This window comes from Paenibacillus sp. SAFN-117 (assembly GCF_051966115.1).
Lineage (GTDB): Bacteria > Bacillota > Bacilli > Paenibacillales > NBRC-103111 > Paenibacillus_L > Paenibacillus_L residui.
Map to the genome: position 1 here is coordinate 1 of NZ_JBQCLK010000008.1, position 15,448 is coordinate 15,448.

Here is a 15,448-nt window from a genome sequence, read left to right on the forward strand (position 1 = left end):
AGAATCAAGGCGTTCAAGCTGCTGAGCGTGGCGGGGGCATACTGGCGGGGCGATTCGAAGAACAAAATGCTGCAGCGCATATACGGCACGGCATTTCCGAAGAAGGCGCAGCTTGATGAGCATCTGCACCTGCTGGAGGAAGCCAAGAAGCGCGATCACCGGAAGCTCGGAAGAGAGCTCCAGCTTTTTCTATTCTCGGAAGAAGCTCCGGGAATGCCCTTCTACTTGCCCAACGGCACGATCGTCCGCAATGAGCTGGAGCAATTCTCTCGAGAGGTACAGCGATCACGGGGATATGAAGAAGTGAAAACTCCCCTTATGATGAACCAGCGTCTCTGGGAGCAGTCCGGCCACTGGGATCACTATAGCGAAAATATGTATTTTACCGAGGCGGATGAAGCCAGATTTGCCTTGAAGCCGATGAATTGTCCCGGACATATGCTGATTTTTAAGCATCAACTGCGTTCTTACAGGGATTTGCCCATCCGCATAGCCGAATTCGGGCAGGTGCATCGTCATGAGCTGTCGGGGGCGTTGAACGGAATGTTCAGGGTCCGTACTTTCTGTCAGGATGACGCCCATCTCTTCGTCCGTCCCGATCAAATCGAGGAAGAAATTGCGAAGGTTCTTGAGCTTATAGAACATATCTACAGTATATTCGGTTTCGAATATCGTATGGAGCTGTCCACACGCCCGGAAAATTCCATGGGCTCGGAAGAGCTGTGGGAGCAAGCGGAGAATGCTTTGGCCCGGGTTCTTGAACAAAGAGGAGTCAAGTACACCGTCAATGTAGGGGACGGCGCATTCTACGGACCCAAGATAGACTTTCATATATTGGACTCGCTGAAACGAAGCTGGCAGTGCGCTACCGTTCAATTGGATTTCCAAATGCCGGAGAAATTCGACCTGACTTACATCGGAGAAGACAATGAACGGCATCGTCCTGTTGTTATCCATAGAGCGGTTTTCGGATCGATTGACCGGTTCATCGGAGTTCTGACCGAGCATTACGGGGGAGCATTCCCTTTGTGGCTGGCTCCGGTACAAATGATCCTGCTTCCCGTGTCGGATAAGTTTAATCCGCTCGCTCTGCAGATACAAAATCAACTGGAAGCCGGCGGAATCCGGGTGGAAACGGACGGGCGCGGCGAGAAGCTCGGTTATAAAATCCGTCAGGCGCAGCTCCGCAAAATCCCTTATATTTTGGTAATCGGCGAGCAGGAGGCCGCCAACCAAACCGTCAGTGTCCGGAAACAGGGACAGGTATTGGGAGAATATAGTCCGGAGCTCTTGTTGGAAATGGCCCTTAAGGAGATCAAAACGAAAAAATTAGACTCATAATGCCCGGCTTCCGGCTGTCTCTAGTCGCGATGCCGGATTGCCTTGAAGGATTATCCATATTACGTGAATAATCTGTCTCGAATTGGGCATCCTCCCCTATTAGGGAGGGTATCCAAATATGTTTTCCTTGAACTTACGCCAGAAGTTGTTCCAGCTGCTTCTAATGTTTATTGTTTTGGTTACTGCAGCGGGAATGCTTGTTGGCGAATCTCAGGCTTTTATCGAAGCGGATAAGCTTACGGGCACAGCCGCATCCGTGGCCTCGGAGCATAATGGAGCCAAAGCGGTGGATACAGCAGAAATCAAGGACTACGAACTTCCCTTTTCCAATCTGCAGCATGCGGAAACGGTCGAAGTGGTCGCAACCGGCTATTACGCCGGCGTAGAATCAACAGGTAAGCGTCCCGGACACCCCGGCTACGGAATCACGTATTCCGGCGTGAAGGTCCGCAGGGAAAAGAACGGATTTTCCACCATTGCCGCCGACCCTAAAGTGTTCCCGATCGGAACGTTAATGTATATCCCCGGCTACGGGTTTGGCGTGGTGGCAGATACCGGAGGTGCCATTAAAGGAAAGAAAATAGATTTGTATTTTCATACCAAAGACCAGGTTTACTCCGAATGGGGTAAACGTAACGTTAACGTGTACGTGTTGAAACGAGGGGAAGGCAAGGTGACGGAAGCGATGATGGACCAGCTTAATTCCGGCCAGGCCATCCCGGTCGATTTTTCCCTATATCCCTAAGCTCGAATCTAAATAAAGAAGCGGCCTCAAGTTTGGAATCGGGGCTGCTTCTTGCTTTTCATTTCGGAAGCTACATAAAAAAGGCCGGAATGACAATAATACTAACCGACCGGGAGGTGAGGTTCGTGAAGAAGAAAGGAAAACAAAGCAAACAAAATCAAGAAATCTACAATTCGGAATTCGCGGAGGAAGTCGTGGAGAAGAACGCCAAGCAGCCCGCGCAGAACAATCCGAGCGAGGGAGTGCGCAAATAACGCCAACCCGCATGCAAATATGACCATGGCAAGGAGTGAATCTTTATGATTCTGATCCCGTCTTCACTGGAGAACCGGGAGGAAGCTTTCGTAAATCTGTATCGCAGCTTGAAAGAGCTTGATTTTACTTTAGGGGGAAACTGGGATTATGAAAAGGGAAGCTTCGACCGCTCCCTGGATGAGAAGCAGCAGATGTGGGTGCGGATTCCTTTCCGTGTAACCCATGGCACCCTGGACGGAGACAGCGACGAATCCGATGCGGTGGTGCTGTTAGGCACTCCCTATGCTTTAAGACATCTTTACCGGGAAGGCGGGGATCCCACGGCGGATGTTCAAGTGATGGGGGCTCTTGTTGATCAGTTTCAGAGGCCGGTGGATAAGGATGCGGAAATAGGGGACGAATGGGCGGAGAAGGCCCGGGAAGTCGTCCGTAAGGTGGAGCGGAATCTGGTATAAATGACTCCAGCTTCCCCATTCAGAAGTTTTTAACTCCTCTTTAACTGGTTTTAAGGTTCGTTTAAGGTTAACGGTCCATTATATAGTTAAGAATAAAAACTAGTAGAATCATATTTGCTTTTTATTCGAATAACATTCCATGGATGTTGTCTTATATCGAATCTATTGGCAGGAGGAGGAATTTGCAATGGATGATAATCAAAAGAAGAGCGGTTTTGATGATTTTTTCAACGCTCCAAAGCCGGATAGCAATCCTAAGGAGGAGGACTCCACTAACCAGAACAGCCCCTCCTCTACTTCGTCCTACTACTATTCCTATGGCCCTTACAAGTCACGGCCATCGCAAGAAGAATCGAAGTCTGACAGCTCCACGTCACTCCCCTATCGATCCTCAACGGAGGTAGAAATGAGGGCCCCCCGCCCGGTTAAACCGATCGGATTGTCTGACGACACGCCGTCATCGGCAAGCGCGTCCTGGTCGGTCAACCATGAGCGGAAGAAGAGCCGCTGGAAGACGGGATTTCTTTCATTCCTGGCCGGAGCTCTTGTGATGGGCGGATTGATGTTCACGGCGGACCGCGGCAACTGGTTCTCGCCCGCCCAAGGAGTAATGGGCAACGGCGGCGGGAATGCCGCTGCAACCAACAGCAATAACAATGGCGGCGGCAGCCTGGCTCAAAGCGCGGCCTGGGATTCCAACCGCCCTACCAATATAGCCGAGATTGCCCAAATGACCGGACCCGCGGTCGTTAAGGTCGAAACCTACAAGCAGGTCAAAGCGGGATCGGGAAGCCGCAATCCTCTGATGGATGATCCGTTCTTCCGCTACTTCTTCGGCGATGATTTCGGCGTTTCGCCGAATGCTCCCCAAGAGGGCAGCAAGCAGGCGGCGGGAATGGGAACCGGCTTTATCTTCGACAAGAGCGGATATATACTTACGAATGAGCATGTTATCAACGGCGCGGATGAAATTCTGGTGACGGTTCAAGGCTACGATGAGCCTTTCAAGGCAGAGCTTCTCGGGAACAGTTATGATCTGGACCTTGCCGTATTGAAAATCAAGGGAGACCAGGACTTCCCGTATCTGCGCATGGCCTCTTCGGAAATTAACGTCGGCGACTGGGTCGTAGCTATCGGGAACCCATACGGATTCGATCACACCGTAACGGTCGGAGTCCTGAGCGCGAAGGAAAGAGAAATCCCGATCCAGGACAAACAGGGAACCCGGCAATACAAGCACCTGCTGCAGACCGACGCATCGATCAACCCCGGCAACTCCGGCGGACCGCTGCTGAACCTGAACGGGGAAGTCGTCGGCATCAATACGGCGGTCAGTGCGCAAGCACAAGGGATCGGCTTCGCAATTCCGATCAGCACCGTTCAGAACGTGCTGGATAATTTGAAGAATGGGGTGGCCATCCCTAAAGAGCCGGTTCCGTTCGTTGGAATTACTGTGGCGAATATCGAAAAATCGTATCTGGACGTCCTTAAGCTGGACAGCACTGAAGGCACGATCATTGCCAATGTTCTGATGGGAGGCCCCGGCTTCAAGGCAGGACTGAAGCAGAACGACGTCATCCTGACCTTCAATGGAGAGAAGGTTAAGGACATGGCTGACTTCAAGGCGAAGGTATTGACTACCAAGGTAGGAGATAAAGTAACGCTGGGCATTGTCCGCGACGGCCAGAAGATGGACATTGAAGTGACAATCGGAGATATGAATGAACTCGAGCAGCAGAAATAGATAAAGAAAGAAAATCTGGGGGATAACAGCGAGTGCGTTGTCCAAACTTGCGCGAGGCGGTCAATCACCGTACTTTGAGGGAAGCAGACTTTCGCGGACATTCCGTGGGCTGCTTCTCTTTTTGTTCCGTGAATCCTTCTGCAGAAGGGAAGCCTTTGTTTGCCGTATCTATGCTGTAAAGACCGTTTCGTTTCTTGTTATAATAATGTAAGAAGCTAAATGTTTAATTCCCGGGCTGGGCATAGGAGCGGCACAATCTGCGGATGAGGCAGACGGACGAATGCAAGAAACGGTTGGTTTCAATGCCGACTTCGGAAGCTTGGCCCGATTAGGGATAATAATATATCGGTCTTAGAGGGGTGAGGCAGTTGAGAGAGAATATTATGGTCATCGACGATGATGAGAAGATTACTTCCATGCTGCGGAGAAGTCTTGTCTTCGAAGGCTATGGAGTGGAGACGGCCAACGATGGGCAGGAGGGTTTGAAAAAAATATTGCAGCAGGACCCGGACTTGATCATTCTTGATGTGATGATGCCGAAGGTGGACGGGTGGGAGGTCTGCCGCAGAATCCGGGAAAGCGGGATGAACACTCCGATCCTGATGCTGACGGCCAAAGACGAAATCGCCGATCGGGTCAAAGGATTGGATCTCGGGGCCGATGACTATCTCGTCAAGCCTTTTGCACTGGAAGAATTGCTGGCCAGAGTACGCTCCTTGCTGCGAAGAAGGACCGAGCGCAGCGAGCAGAGCAGCAACCGAATCAGCTTCGAAGATATTATTCTGGATACCGATACACGCGAGGTTATTCGTTCGGGCCGGCGAATTGAGCTGACAACCAAGGAGTTTGACCTCCTTCATCTCTTTATGCAAAATCCGAAAAGGGTTCTGTCCCGGGATGTCATCATGGACAAAATATGGGGTTATGATTATAGCGGCGAATCAAACGTGCTGGAAGTGTATATTGCTCTGCTCCGCCAAAAAACCGAGGAACATGGAGGCAGCCGAATCATTCAAACGGTACGTGGGGCCGGGTATGTGCTGAGAGGGGAATCCTGAAGATGTCTATCCGACTACGCTTAACACTCTGGTATTCCGGAGTGCTTTTACTAACATTGTTGATACTGGGGATCGGATTGTATTCTTCTTTGCATTATGTATATTTTGGTGATGTCCGCAGAGGGGTTAAAGCTCAAGCGGAAGATATTTATTCCCGTATCAAGCCTGATATTTATGTATCGAGCCGAGGTCTCTATATAAATCTGCAGCTGGATGAATCGGATCTCCGCAATAACAATATATTGCTGCAATTTAATGACTTGGAAAGCAAAAATGTGACCAGAAACCCGCCGCTCGTAAAGACGGACATTCAGTTCACTGTATCGCAGGAGGCCATTCAAGCGGCTCATGAGCGAAGGGGCTACTTCGAGCAAGCGCGTTACCGCGGGGTGGATTTGCTAATCTATAATCACCCGGTGCTGCTGGAGGGGGGACCGGTAGCCATTCTGCAGGTGGGACATGTCATTGTCAATGATCTCCGGCTGTTCAGCACTTTACGGTATACGCTGATTTTTATCGGATTGATTACGGTCGCTTTGGCGGGCACGATCGGCTGGTTCTTGTCGCGCAAAGCCCTCAAGCCGATCGACAGTGTAATTGCCGCCGCCGATCAAATCCAGATTGGAGAAGATTTGAGCAAGCGGATTTCTTACGATGGGCCCAATGACGAGATTGGACGCCTGACCGAGACGATCAACGGAATGCTTGGCCGGCTGCAGGTAGCCTATACGGAGCTGGATGAGGCTTACCGGGCCCAGCGAAGGTTTGTTTCCGATGCCTCCCATGAACTCCGTACTCCGCTGACGACGATCCGCGGCAATGTGGATTTGCTGGAGAAGGTATGGGCTCAGCTTGGGCAGCCCTCGATGGATGACGAACGCAATGTGCAGCTTTCCCTGGAGGCGATGCGGGATATTGCCGATGAAGCTTCCCGGATGAGCCGTCTCGTCAACAATTTGCTCTCACTGGCAAGGGCGGATGCGGGTTATGTCATGGAGAAGAAGGAGCTGGCTCTCCAGCCATTGGTTGAGGAGGTATCGCGCAAGGCTAACCTCTTCCCGAGACAGGCCCAATGGAGAATGGGCGATTTATCGGCCATGGAAGGAATTATCGTCCGGGGTAATGCGGATTATTTGCAGCAGCTATTGTTTATATTTATAGAAAATGCCTTTAAATATACTCCCGAAGGAGTAGTAACCATCGATGCGGTCGCATCGGAGGATGCAGGCCAGATCGGAATCCGGATTAGCGATACGGGAATCGGCATGGACAAGGATGAGGTGCCGTATATCTTTGAACGGTTCTACCGGGCGGACGTCTCCCGCGGCAAAACCCAGGGAACCGGGCTGGGCTTGTCGATTGCCAAATGGATCATTGACGAGCATGAGGGATCGATTGAGGTTACGACACGCAAAGAAGAAGGGACGCAATTTGTCATTTGGCTGCCCATCGTATCGAGGGAGCAGGATTAATGCTATAATAGGGATAGTTCTGAACAACCTCTAAATGAACCGGTGAATAAGGCACAAGCTCATTCACCGTACTTCGTAATGAGGAATACGCTGAGGCAGAATGATAGGTGATTGTATGAAAGTAATTCGCATCTCCCCGAGAGGGTACTGTTATGGAGTCGTTGACGCCATGGCACTGGCTATGACAACCGCCAGGAATATGGATTTGCCGCGGCCTATCTATATCCTCGGCATGATCGTTCATAATTCGCACGTCACCGGTTTTTTTGAAAAGGAAGGAATAGTTACTTTGGACGGCCCTAACCGTCTCGAAATATTGGATCAGGTTCAGAGCGGAACGGTTATTTTTACGGCGCACGGGGTTTCACCGGAGGTACGCAAGCGGGCGCGGGAGAAAGGGCTGACCGTTGTGGATGCGACTTGCCCGGACGTTACCCGCACGCATGACCTTATCCGCGAGAAGGCTGCTGAAGGCTATGCCATTATTTATATCGGGAAGAAAGGCCATCCTGAGCCGGAGGGCGCGGTCGGCATCGCCCCGGATCACGTCTTCCTAATCGAGAAAGAAGAAGAGATCGAGCAGTTGAACTTGAATACCGACCGGATCATTATTACGAACCAGACGACGATGAGCCAGTGGGATATACGCCATATCATGAACCGCCTGATCCGGAGGTACCCGACTGCGGAGATCCATAATGAGATTTGCATGGCCACCCAGGTCCGGCAAGAAGCGGTAGCGGAGCAGGCCAAGGATGCCGACCTGGTCATTGTGGTCGGAGACCCGCGCAGCAACAACTCCAACCGTCTGGCCCAGGTATCGGAAGAAATTGCCGGAGTCCGCGCTTATCGCATCGCGGATATTACCGAGCTGCGTACCGACTGGTTGATGGAAGTGCGCAAGGTGGCGGTAACTTCGGGGGCGTCTACTCCGACACCGATTACCAAAGAAGTGATAGATTATCTGGAACGTTTCGATCCGAACGATCCGGGAACTTGGGCCATCGAGAGGACGATTGATATGAATCGGCTCATCCCTGCCGTAGCCAAGAGGAAGGGCTGATTGCGACGGATAAGCTTCGAACCCGGCAAAAAAACATTGACGGGTCGAAGTTTTTCCGTTATAGTTGCTTTAACGGAGAGCAGCGGATAAGCGTCGCAGTGTGAAAATTGATGATGGATGATGCGCTGATATGCTATTTACTGTCCGCAAGTCTATTTATCGGGTGACGGTCCGAACCCGAATGAAACGTACAATAATTCACCAAGACCTCCCGAGGGCTTGGTGTGATTATACAGCATATTGACTAATGAGCGCATAGATAAGGAGAGATCAACATGATTGCTATTACATCTCATAATACTACAGATGAACGAATTGCAGAAATCGTTCATTGGATTGAGAAGCATGGAGTATCCGCACATGTATCCAAAGGCGAGGACCGTACGGTCATCGGTATAATCGGCAAGGCCGATCCGGTCATGGCCGAGCAGCTTCGTCAGATGTCCGGTATTTCCGAGGTTATTAAAATTTCGAAGTCCTACAAGCTGGCCAGCCGTGAGTTTCACCCGGCGGATACGGTGATTTCGATTAAAGGGGTAGAAATAGGCGGGCAGGATCTGGTAGTTATGGGCGGACCCTGCGCGGTAGAATCCCCCGAGCAAATAGATGAAATCGCCAGACTGGTGAAGGCGGCCGGAGGCCAGGTGCTGCGCGGCGGCGCATTCAAGCCGCGGACCGGTCCGTACAGCTTCCAGGGCGTTGGCGTCGAAGGCTTGGAAATGATGGCCGAGGCCGGACGGAAGCATGGGCTGCTGACCATTACGGAAGTTATGACTCCGGAATATGTGGATATATGCGCCGAGCATGCCGACATTCTGCAGGTCGGTACACGCAATATGCAAAATTTCGACCTTCTGCGCAAGCTGGGCACCATCCAGACTCCGGTTCTGCTGAAGAGAGGCTTCAGCGCTACCTACGATGAATTTCTGAACGCGGCGGAGTACATTCTCGCCGGAGGCAATCCTAACGTAATGCTGTGCGAACGCGGAATCCGGACCTTCGAGACCTATACGAGAAACACGTTGGATCTGGCAGCCATTCCGGTACTGAAGCAGTTGAGCCATCTGCCGATCATCTCCGACCCAAGCCATGGCACAGGACGCCGGGAGCTGGTGGAGCCAATGTGCAAAGCTTCTGTAGCCGCAGGCGCAGACGGACTTATTGTAGAGATGCATACGGACCCGGACAATTCGATGACTGGAGACGGCGTTCAATCGTTGTTCCCCGACCAGTTCGCCAACCTGCTGCTTGATCTGGAGAAGCTCGCACCGTTATGCGGCAAAACATTCTCCACGAAGAAAGAACCGGTACTCGCCGGATCTTGGAAAAAATAAATTTACAGATAATCGGGACCCCGCTTCTATCACAGGAGGCGGGGTCTCTATATGCGGACCGGATGAAAACTGAAAGTTTGTTAAATGGTCAAATTCAACAGCACTCTAGCATTGTCATGCCTGAACGGGTTGACAAAGCAAAGCGTATTCGTTAATGTAGACGATAATAATTGAATCCATAACCTCGTTAGGTGAGGCTCCTGCATGGAGAAATGCTGCTGCCCAGAAATGTCCAAAGACGCCAATGGGTCAACAGAAACCATCGACATAAGGTGGTTTTTAACGCAGCTGGAAAGCGATCGATCCTATGCCATGCAGTGCTAAAACTCAACGAATGGAGGTTCTTTTTGTGCTGTTTGTCTAACGCGCACCTTCATTCCTTGAAGGTGTGCTTTTATTTTAGGGGGGAAATAGAAAGGGGGATGGCCGTAATGGAACACAAGCCGCGAGGCAGGCCAGACTTTATTTTGCTGTTTTCCACATTTTTATTAGTAGGCTTCGGGCTGGTCATGGTTTTCAGTTCCAGCTCACCCCTTGGCTTGCACAAGTATGGGGACTCTTGGTATTTTGTCCAGCGACAGATCGTCTTTGCCCTGCTGGGATGGCTGGTCTTATTGGTGCTGATGAATATCCCCTTTAGCCGACTGAAGCGTTTGGCCTACCCTTCTTTAATTTTTGCTCTGATACTGCTTGTGCTGGTGCTCTTGGTCGGAACCAATGCCAAGGGGGCGACGAGATGGCTTTACATAGGCCCATTCGGCCTGCAGCCCGCAGAGTTCGTTAAACTTTCGATCATCCTGTATTTAGCCTATTTGATCAGTAAGAAAGGAACCACATTCAAGATTTTAAGAAGGGCCTTGCTCCCATCTTAGTAGTGATCGGAATTGTTGTTGTGCTGATATTGCGCCAGCCTGACCTGGGCACGGCTCTCAATTTGCTCTGTATTACTTTCATTCTCGTCATCGTAGGAGGAGCCAATCTGCGGCATATCTCCTTACTGGCTTTAGCCGTGGCTCCGGTACTGCTGATGCTGGCTATTTTCGAAAGCTACCGGTTCCGCAGGCTGACCTCCTTCTTAAACCCATGGGATGATCCGGCTGATTCGGGTTATCAGCTGATCCAGTCGTTTTTTGCATTATCCCGGGGCGGGATTGCGGGGGCGGGATTGGGCCAGAGCATTCAGAAATTCCACTATCTCCCGGAGGCCCATACCGATTTTATATTTGCGGTGATCGGAGAAGAATTGGGCTTTATCGGAATCGTTGGCTTTATGCTGGTGCTGGGCCTGTTTATTATGCGCGGCTTCGTTGCGGCTTTAAAATGCAAGGATTTATATGGTACGCTGTTGGGCATGGGGATTGTGGCCATGTTCTGCATACAGATCGTGTTTAATCTGGGGGCGGTCACCGGAAGCTTGCCGATTACCGGGGTCACCCTTCCGTTTACGAGCTATGGGGGCTCCTCTTTGTTAATAAGTATGGCGGGGACAGGCATCCTGCTCAGCATCTCCCGGGAGAATAATCGACTTCGAATGGAAAATCAAAAGACACTTTCAACAGGAAGGTAGGGAAAATCATGGGGCAAACGAAGAAATGGAACACGGTGCTCATACTAAGCCTCTTGTTCGCGGCTTGTTTTAGCCTGTTGGCTTTCGACATTGACGGACCAGCGATACATTATTTTGACAGTCAAATGATTGCGCTTGTACAGGGCTGGGAGGTTCCGGTATTGACCCTGGTGATGAAAGGCTTTACGTTCCTGGGATCGACCGAATTTATCGTGGGAGTCGCAATCGCCGTTCTGATTTATCTCTTTGCAGTCAAGAAAGATATGCGGGCATGTATGTTCGCCGTAGCGGCGTTGGGAGGCTGCGCCTTGCTGAATAAAATATTGAAGCACTCTTTTATTCGTGAGCGTCCGGAGCTGCACCGCCTGATTGAGGAAACGGGGTTCAGCTTTCCCAGCGGGCATTCCATGAATTCTTTAGCTTTATATGGAATGATAGTTTTTCTATTGTTCCGGTATATTCACCGGCCGCTGTGGCGCGGGATCATTCTTCTCGTTAGCGCGGGAACGGTCCTGGCGATTGGTACCAGCCGAATCTATTTGGGAGTTCATTATCCTAGCGATGTCCTTGGCGGCTATCTGGCCAGCGGTTTCTGGCTGCTTCTCACGGTCTGGTTCATCCTGCGGGATAGAGGAACCCGGCCAGCATTATCCGGTCCACATAGTTCGGAAGGACGGACATCTCCCGGCACTGCGAATTAGGCTGTCGTTACTATAGGGAATTTCCCTGTTTGGACGGGGTAAAGCCGAACCTGTCAGGGTGACGGCCGGATTTGCATGTTTCTATCAGGGATACTGGTAATATTTAAGGCTGTAACCTCCATGTAACAAAACCTGACATATCTATTGACGGCTAATTCGAGCAGATTTATAATTATTCAGGGAAAGATGATAAAAATGGAACGTTAATCATTAGCTTCTCAATAAATGTTCGGATAATGGAGGTATTCAGGCATGTCTGCTGACGGAATATTAAGGATGATAGAAGAAAACGGAATAGAATGGGTGGATTTTCGATTCGTGGATTTGAATGGGAAGGCCCACCATATTTCACTGCCGGCCGTTGAAGTAGGGAGAGATACCTTCGTCAACGGCGTTGCTTTTGATGGCTCCTCTATCCCGGGGTTTAAAGGCGTGGAAGATTCCGATATGGTTATGATGCCGGATACCGAAACCGTCTATGCCGATCCGTTCTCGGCACACCCTACGTTGATTGTGATGTGTGATATCTACACTCCCGATGGAGAGAGATACGACAGAGACCCGAGAGGAATCGCGCAGAAGGCGGAAGAGTTTCTCCAGCAGACGGGAATTGGTACTGTGGCGTATTTTGCGCCGGAGCCTGAATTTTTCATTTTTGACGATGTCCGCTACGAGAGCGGTATGAATAAATCTTATTATGAAGTCGATTCGGAGGAAGCCTTCTGGAACAGCTCCCGCAAGGAAGAGGGAGGCAACCTCGGCTTTAAGATTCGGCATAAGGGGGGATACGTCCCCGTTGCCCCGGCGGATACGCAGCAGGATTTGCGCAGCGAAATGTGCCGCATCATGATGGAATCGGGCCTCCGGATCGAACGCCATCATCATGAAGTGGCTACCGCCGGTCAGGCAGAGATCAATTTTCGCTTCGATACGCTGACGGCGAGCGCGGATAATTTAATGAAATATAAATATATCGTGCATAACACCGCCCGCCAGTACGGGAAGGTCGCAACCTTCATGCCGAAGCCTTTGTTTGGAGATAACGGAAGCGGGATGCATGTTCACCAAAGTATTTTTGACGGGGACACTCCGCTGTTCTACCGTCAAGGCGGCTACGCGAATTTAAGCGATACCGCGTTATATTACATCGGGGGCATCCTCCATCATGCGAATGCCTTGCTGGCACTGACTAATCCGAGCACCAATTCGTTCAAAAGACTGGTACCCGGCTACGAGGCTCCGGTGAACCTGGTCTTCTCCAAAGGAAACCGCTCGGCCGCCATCCGTATCCCGGTTGCTGCCGTCACGCCGAAAGGATGCCGCATCGAATTCCGGACGCCGGATTCGACCTCGAACCCGTACCTCGCTTTTGCGGCTATGCTTCTGGCCGGTCTGGACGGAATTCAGAATCGGATCGACCCGAGAGAGCTTGGTTACGGACCGATGGACCGGAACATCTATGATCTATCGGATGCCGAGAAGAGAGATATCCGCAGTGTGCCGTCCACGTTGGATGAAGCGCTCGACGCCTTGCAGGCCGATTATGAATTCCTGCTGCAGGGCGGAGTGTTCACGAGGGAGTTTATCGAGAACTATATTGATTTGAAACGGGCCGAAGCCAAAAGTGTGCAAATCCGGATTCATCCCCATGAATACTCGCTCTACTTCGACTGCTAAACGGCTCACGAATGCCGCCGGCTGCTGCCGGCGGTTTGTTCAATAGTATAGAATCTATAAGATTGGGGGCTCCCCGCAAAGTATTGTATAAACCTTTATCGAAGGAAAGTCATGAAGAGCGACCGCGTTTAGAGGAAGGTGTAGACGCCGACCCTGTTAGGGTGCGGACGGAATACGCTTCGAAGGCATACGTCACTTTGTGGGGTCGTTCAACGTGTTCCCGGCTAAGGGGTAAGTGGAAAGCGTTTCATACATTGGGCGTTGGCCGGAATGACTCTGGTAAAGCACAATCTCGTTTACGCTCCAGGCGGTTTCTAGATCTTCCGTCGAGAGCATACCCGGCAGGGATGAGGAGGGCCAGGGGGCCGAACCGATATATTTTCTCGCCAATGTAATATGAGCGCGGTAAGGTCTGTCTTCCGGCATGAAGCCGAGCTTCTGCATGGCTTGAACGGTTGAGCGGTGCAAGGACAGCAGAGGGGCGGTTTCTCCTTCGACTCCTGCCCATAGAATCTGCGGAGAACGGTTCGGACCGAAATAGCCTAATTTGCCCAGAGAGAGAACAAAGGGCGGATGCATTGCGGCTACTCCCGGAAGGGCTTGGTCGATTTGGCTGCGGGTTTCCGGCGAAGTCTCTCCGAGAAATTGCAGAGTAATGTGATAATCCAGCGGGTGGGTCCATTTACGAAAGGGAAGCTCATTGGATAGCTGCCGGGTCCATTCCTCCAGCGTTCTCTTGACCGGGGGAGCGATCGGGGCGGCGATAAAGAGCCGGGCTGATGATGCCATAGGTATCGGGATGCCTCCTTGCGGTTGTCTCTAATGTCTATTAAATGTTGAAGCGGTATAAAAATATTGTTATCATTACGATATCATACATGGAGAAGGTGTGGAACTTGGCAAATCGAGCATACAATTTTAACGCAGGGCCGGCGGCACTCCCGCTGGAGGTGCTGCAGCAGGCTCAGGAAGAGATCGTCGATTACGGCGGGATTGGCATGTCCATTATGGAAATCTCGCACCGCAGCAAGCAATACGAGCAGATTAACGATGAAACCCAGCAGCTGGTCAAGGAATTGCTGGAGCTTCCTTCCGGGTATAAGGTTCTTTTCCTGCAGGGGGGCGCGAGCACACAATTTGCGATGGTGCCGATGAACCTGCTTGCTCCCGGCAGGAAGGGCGCTTATGTTCTGTCCGGAAGCTGGGCGGACAAGGCCTATAAGGAAGCGAAGCTGTTCGGAGACACTTATGCCGCGGCGGCTTCCAAAGAGGAAGGACCGCTTAATCTGCCATCCCTGGACGAGATTCAGCTTCCCGAGGACGCGGCGTATCTTCATATTACTTCTAACGAAACGATCGCAGGGACTCAATATACCACCTTTCCGCAGACGGGCAGCGTACCGTTAATCGGTGATATGTCCAGCGATATTTTGTCCCATCGATTCGATGCTTCCCTATTCTCGCTTATTTATGCAGGAGCGCAGAAAAATCTCGGACCTTCCGGGGTGACGCTCGTTATCGTGCGCGAAGATCTCGTGAAGGAGTCTCCCAAGACGATTCCGACAATGCTCCGCTATGATACGTATGTTAAAAATAACTCGTTATATAATACCCCTCCGGTTTATTCGGTATATATGATGAACCTCGTCTTGAAGTGGATTCAGAGGAACGGGGGAATCGACGCCATGGAGAAGATGAACCGGGAGAAAACGGCTCTGATCTATGACGCCATAGATAACAGCGGGGGATTCTATGAGGGAATGGCGGTCAAGCAGGACCGTTCGATCATGAACATCACTTTCAAGCTGCAATCGGACGAGCTGGAGAAGAAATTTATTGAGGAATCGGCCGCGAACGGATTTGTCGGCTTGAAGGGGCACCGCAGCGTCGGACATCTGCGCGCATCGACTTATAATGCCGTACCTTATGAAAGCTGCAAGGCTTTGGCCGATTTCATGGCTGATTTCCAGCGTCGTAACGGGTAGGTGCAGTGCAATTGCCGAGCGGGAGAGGAGTAGTTCAATTGCCAATCGGCT

Annotated in this window: 13 protein-coding genes, 1 pseudogene and 1 riboswitch; of the genes and pseudogenes, 13 read left to right on the top strand and 1 reads right to left on the bottom strand. The window is 51.2% G+C overall.

From position 1 onward, the window contains the following. From thrS to glnA, 12 genes and pseudogenes are all read left to right on the top strand, one after another. Positions 1–1,341: threonine--tRNA ligase (gene thrS / locus ACTHRH_RS07025; protein WP_440414775.1), on the top strand; the 1,341-nt coding region annotated here is incomplete at its 5' end. A gap of 118 nt (positions 1,342–1,459) precedes the next feature. Then, positions 1,460–2,086: a 3D domain-containing protein gene (locus ACTHRH_RS07030; RefSeq protein WP_186328457.1), complete on the top strand. Its 627-nt coding sequence runs from the start codon at positions 1,460–1,462 to the stop codon at positions 2,084–2,086. Positions 2,087–2,211: 125 nt separating this feature from the next. Beyond that, complete coding sequence (locus ACTHRH_RS07035; RefSeq protein ID WP_260982190.1) at positions 2,212–2,340, top strand: hypothetical protein; 129 nt, start codon at positions 2,212–2,214, stop codon at positions 2,338–2,340. 45 nt (positions 2,341–2,385) lie between these two features. Next, the gene (locus ACTHRH_RS07040) at positions 2,386–2,796 is read left to right on the top strand and encodes a YugN family protein (RefSeq protein WP_379288183.1); all 411 of its coding nucleotides are present in this window, start codon (positions 2,386–2,388) and stop codon (positions 2,794–2,796) included. 187 nt (positions 2,797–2,983) lie between these two features. Then, complete coding sequence (locus ACTHRH_RS07045) at positions 2,984–4,540, top strand: trypsin-like peptidase domain-containing protein (RefSeq protein WP_440414778.1); 1,557 nt, start codon at positions 2,984–2,986, stop codon at positions 4,538–4,540. A gap of 368 nt (positions 4,541–4,908) precedes the next feature. After that, positions 4,909–5,598 (top strand): response regulator transcription factor, encoded by a 690-nt coding sequence (locus ACTHRH_RS07050; RefSeq protein WP_440414780.1) that lies wholly within the window; start codon positions 4,909–4,911, stop codon positions 5,596–5,598. A gap of 2 nt (positions 5,599–5,600) precedes the next feature. Continuing rightward, positions 5,601–7,070, top strand: a complete 1,470-nt coding sequence (locus tag ACTHRH_RS07055; protein ID WP_440414782.1) for a sensor histidine kinase — start codon at positions 5,601–5,603, stop codon at positions 7,068–7,070. Positions 7,071–7,185: 115 nt separating this feature from the next. Then, positions 7,186–8,133, top strand: coding sequence for a 4-hydroxy-3-methylbut-2-enyl diphosphate reductase (locus tag ACTHRH_RS07060; protein ID WP_144940358.1), 948 nt, complete (start codon positions 7,186–7,188; stop codon positions 8,131–8,133). Positions 8,134–8,408: 275 nt separating this feature from the next. After that, complete coding sequence (aroF, locus tag ACTHRH_RS07065) at positions 8,409–9,467, top strand: 3-deoxy-7-phosphoheptulonate synthase (protein ID WP_144940356.1); 1,059 nt, start codon at positions 8,409–8,411, stop codon at positions 9,465–9,467. A gap of 176 nt (positions 9,468–9,643) precedes the next feature. Continuing rightward, a riboswitch (M-box (ykoK) riboswitch) is annotated at positions 9,644–9,814 on the top strand. Positions 9,815–9,976: 162 nt separating this feature from the next. Next, positions 9,977–11,034: pseudogene (gene ftsW / locus ACTHRH_RS07070) on the top strand (putative lipid II flippase FtsW). An 8-nt stretch (positions 11,035–11,042) separates the two neighbouring features. Beyond that, entirely contained in the window at positions 11,043–11,735 is a 693-nt protein-coding gene (locus tag ACTHRH_RS07075) for a phosphatase PAP2 family protein (RefSeq protein ID WP_144940350.1), read from the top strand. A 252-nt stretch (positions 11,736–11,987) separates the two neighbouring features. Further along, the gene (glnA, locus tag ACTHRH_RS07080) at positions 11,988–13,412 is read left to right on the top strand and encodes a type I glutamate--ammonia ligase (protein ID WP_144940348.1); all 1,425 of its coding nucleotides are present in this window, start codon (positions 11,988–11,990) and stop codon (positions 13,410–13,412) included. 192 nt (positions 13,413–13,604) lie between these two features. On the opposite strand, the gene thpR is transcribed toward glnA, so the two are convergent. Continuing rightward, positions 13,605–14,201, bottom strand: a complete 597-nt coding sequence (gene thpR / locus ACTHRH_RS07085; protein WP_440414786.1) for an RNA 2',3'-cyclic phosphodiesterase — start codon at positions 14,199–14,201, stop codon at positions 13,605–13,607. Between the two features lie 107 nt (positions 14,202–14,308). On the opposite strand from thpR, the gene serC reads away from it, so the two are divergent. After that, positions 14,309–15,397 (top strand): 3-phosphoserine/phosphohydroxythreonine transaminase, encoded by a 1,089-nt coding sequence (gene serC / locus ACTHRH_RS07090; RefSeq protein WP_379288174.1) that lies wholly within the window; start codon positions 14,309–14,311, stop codon positions 15,395–15,397. The last annotated feature ends 51 nt before the right edge of the window (positions 15,398–15,448 follow it).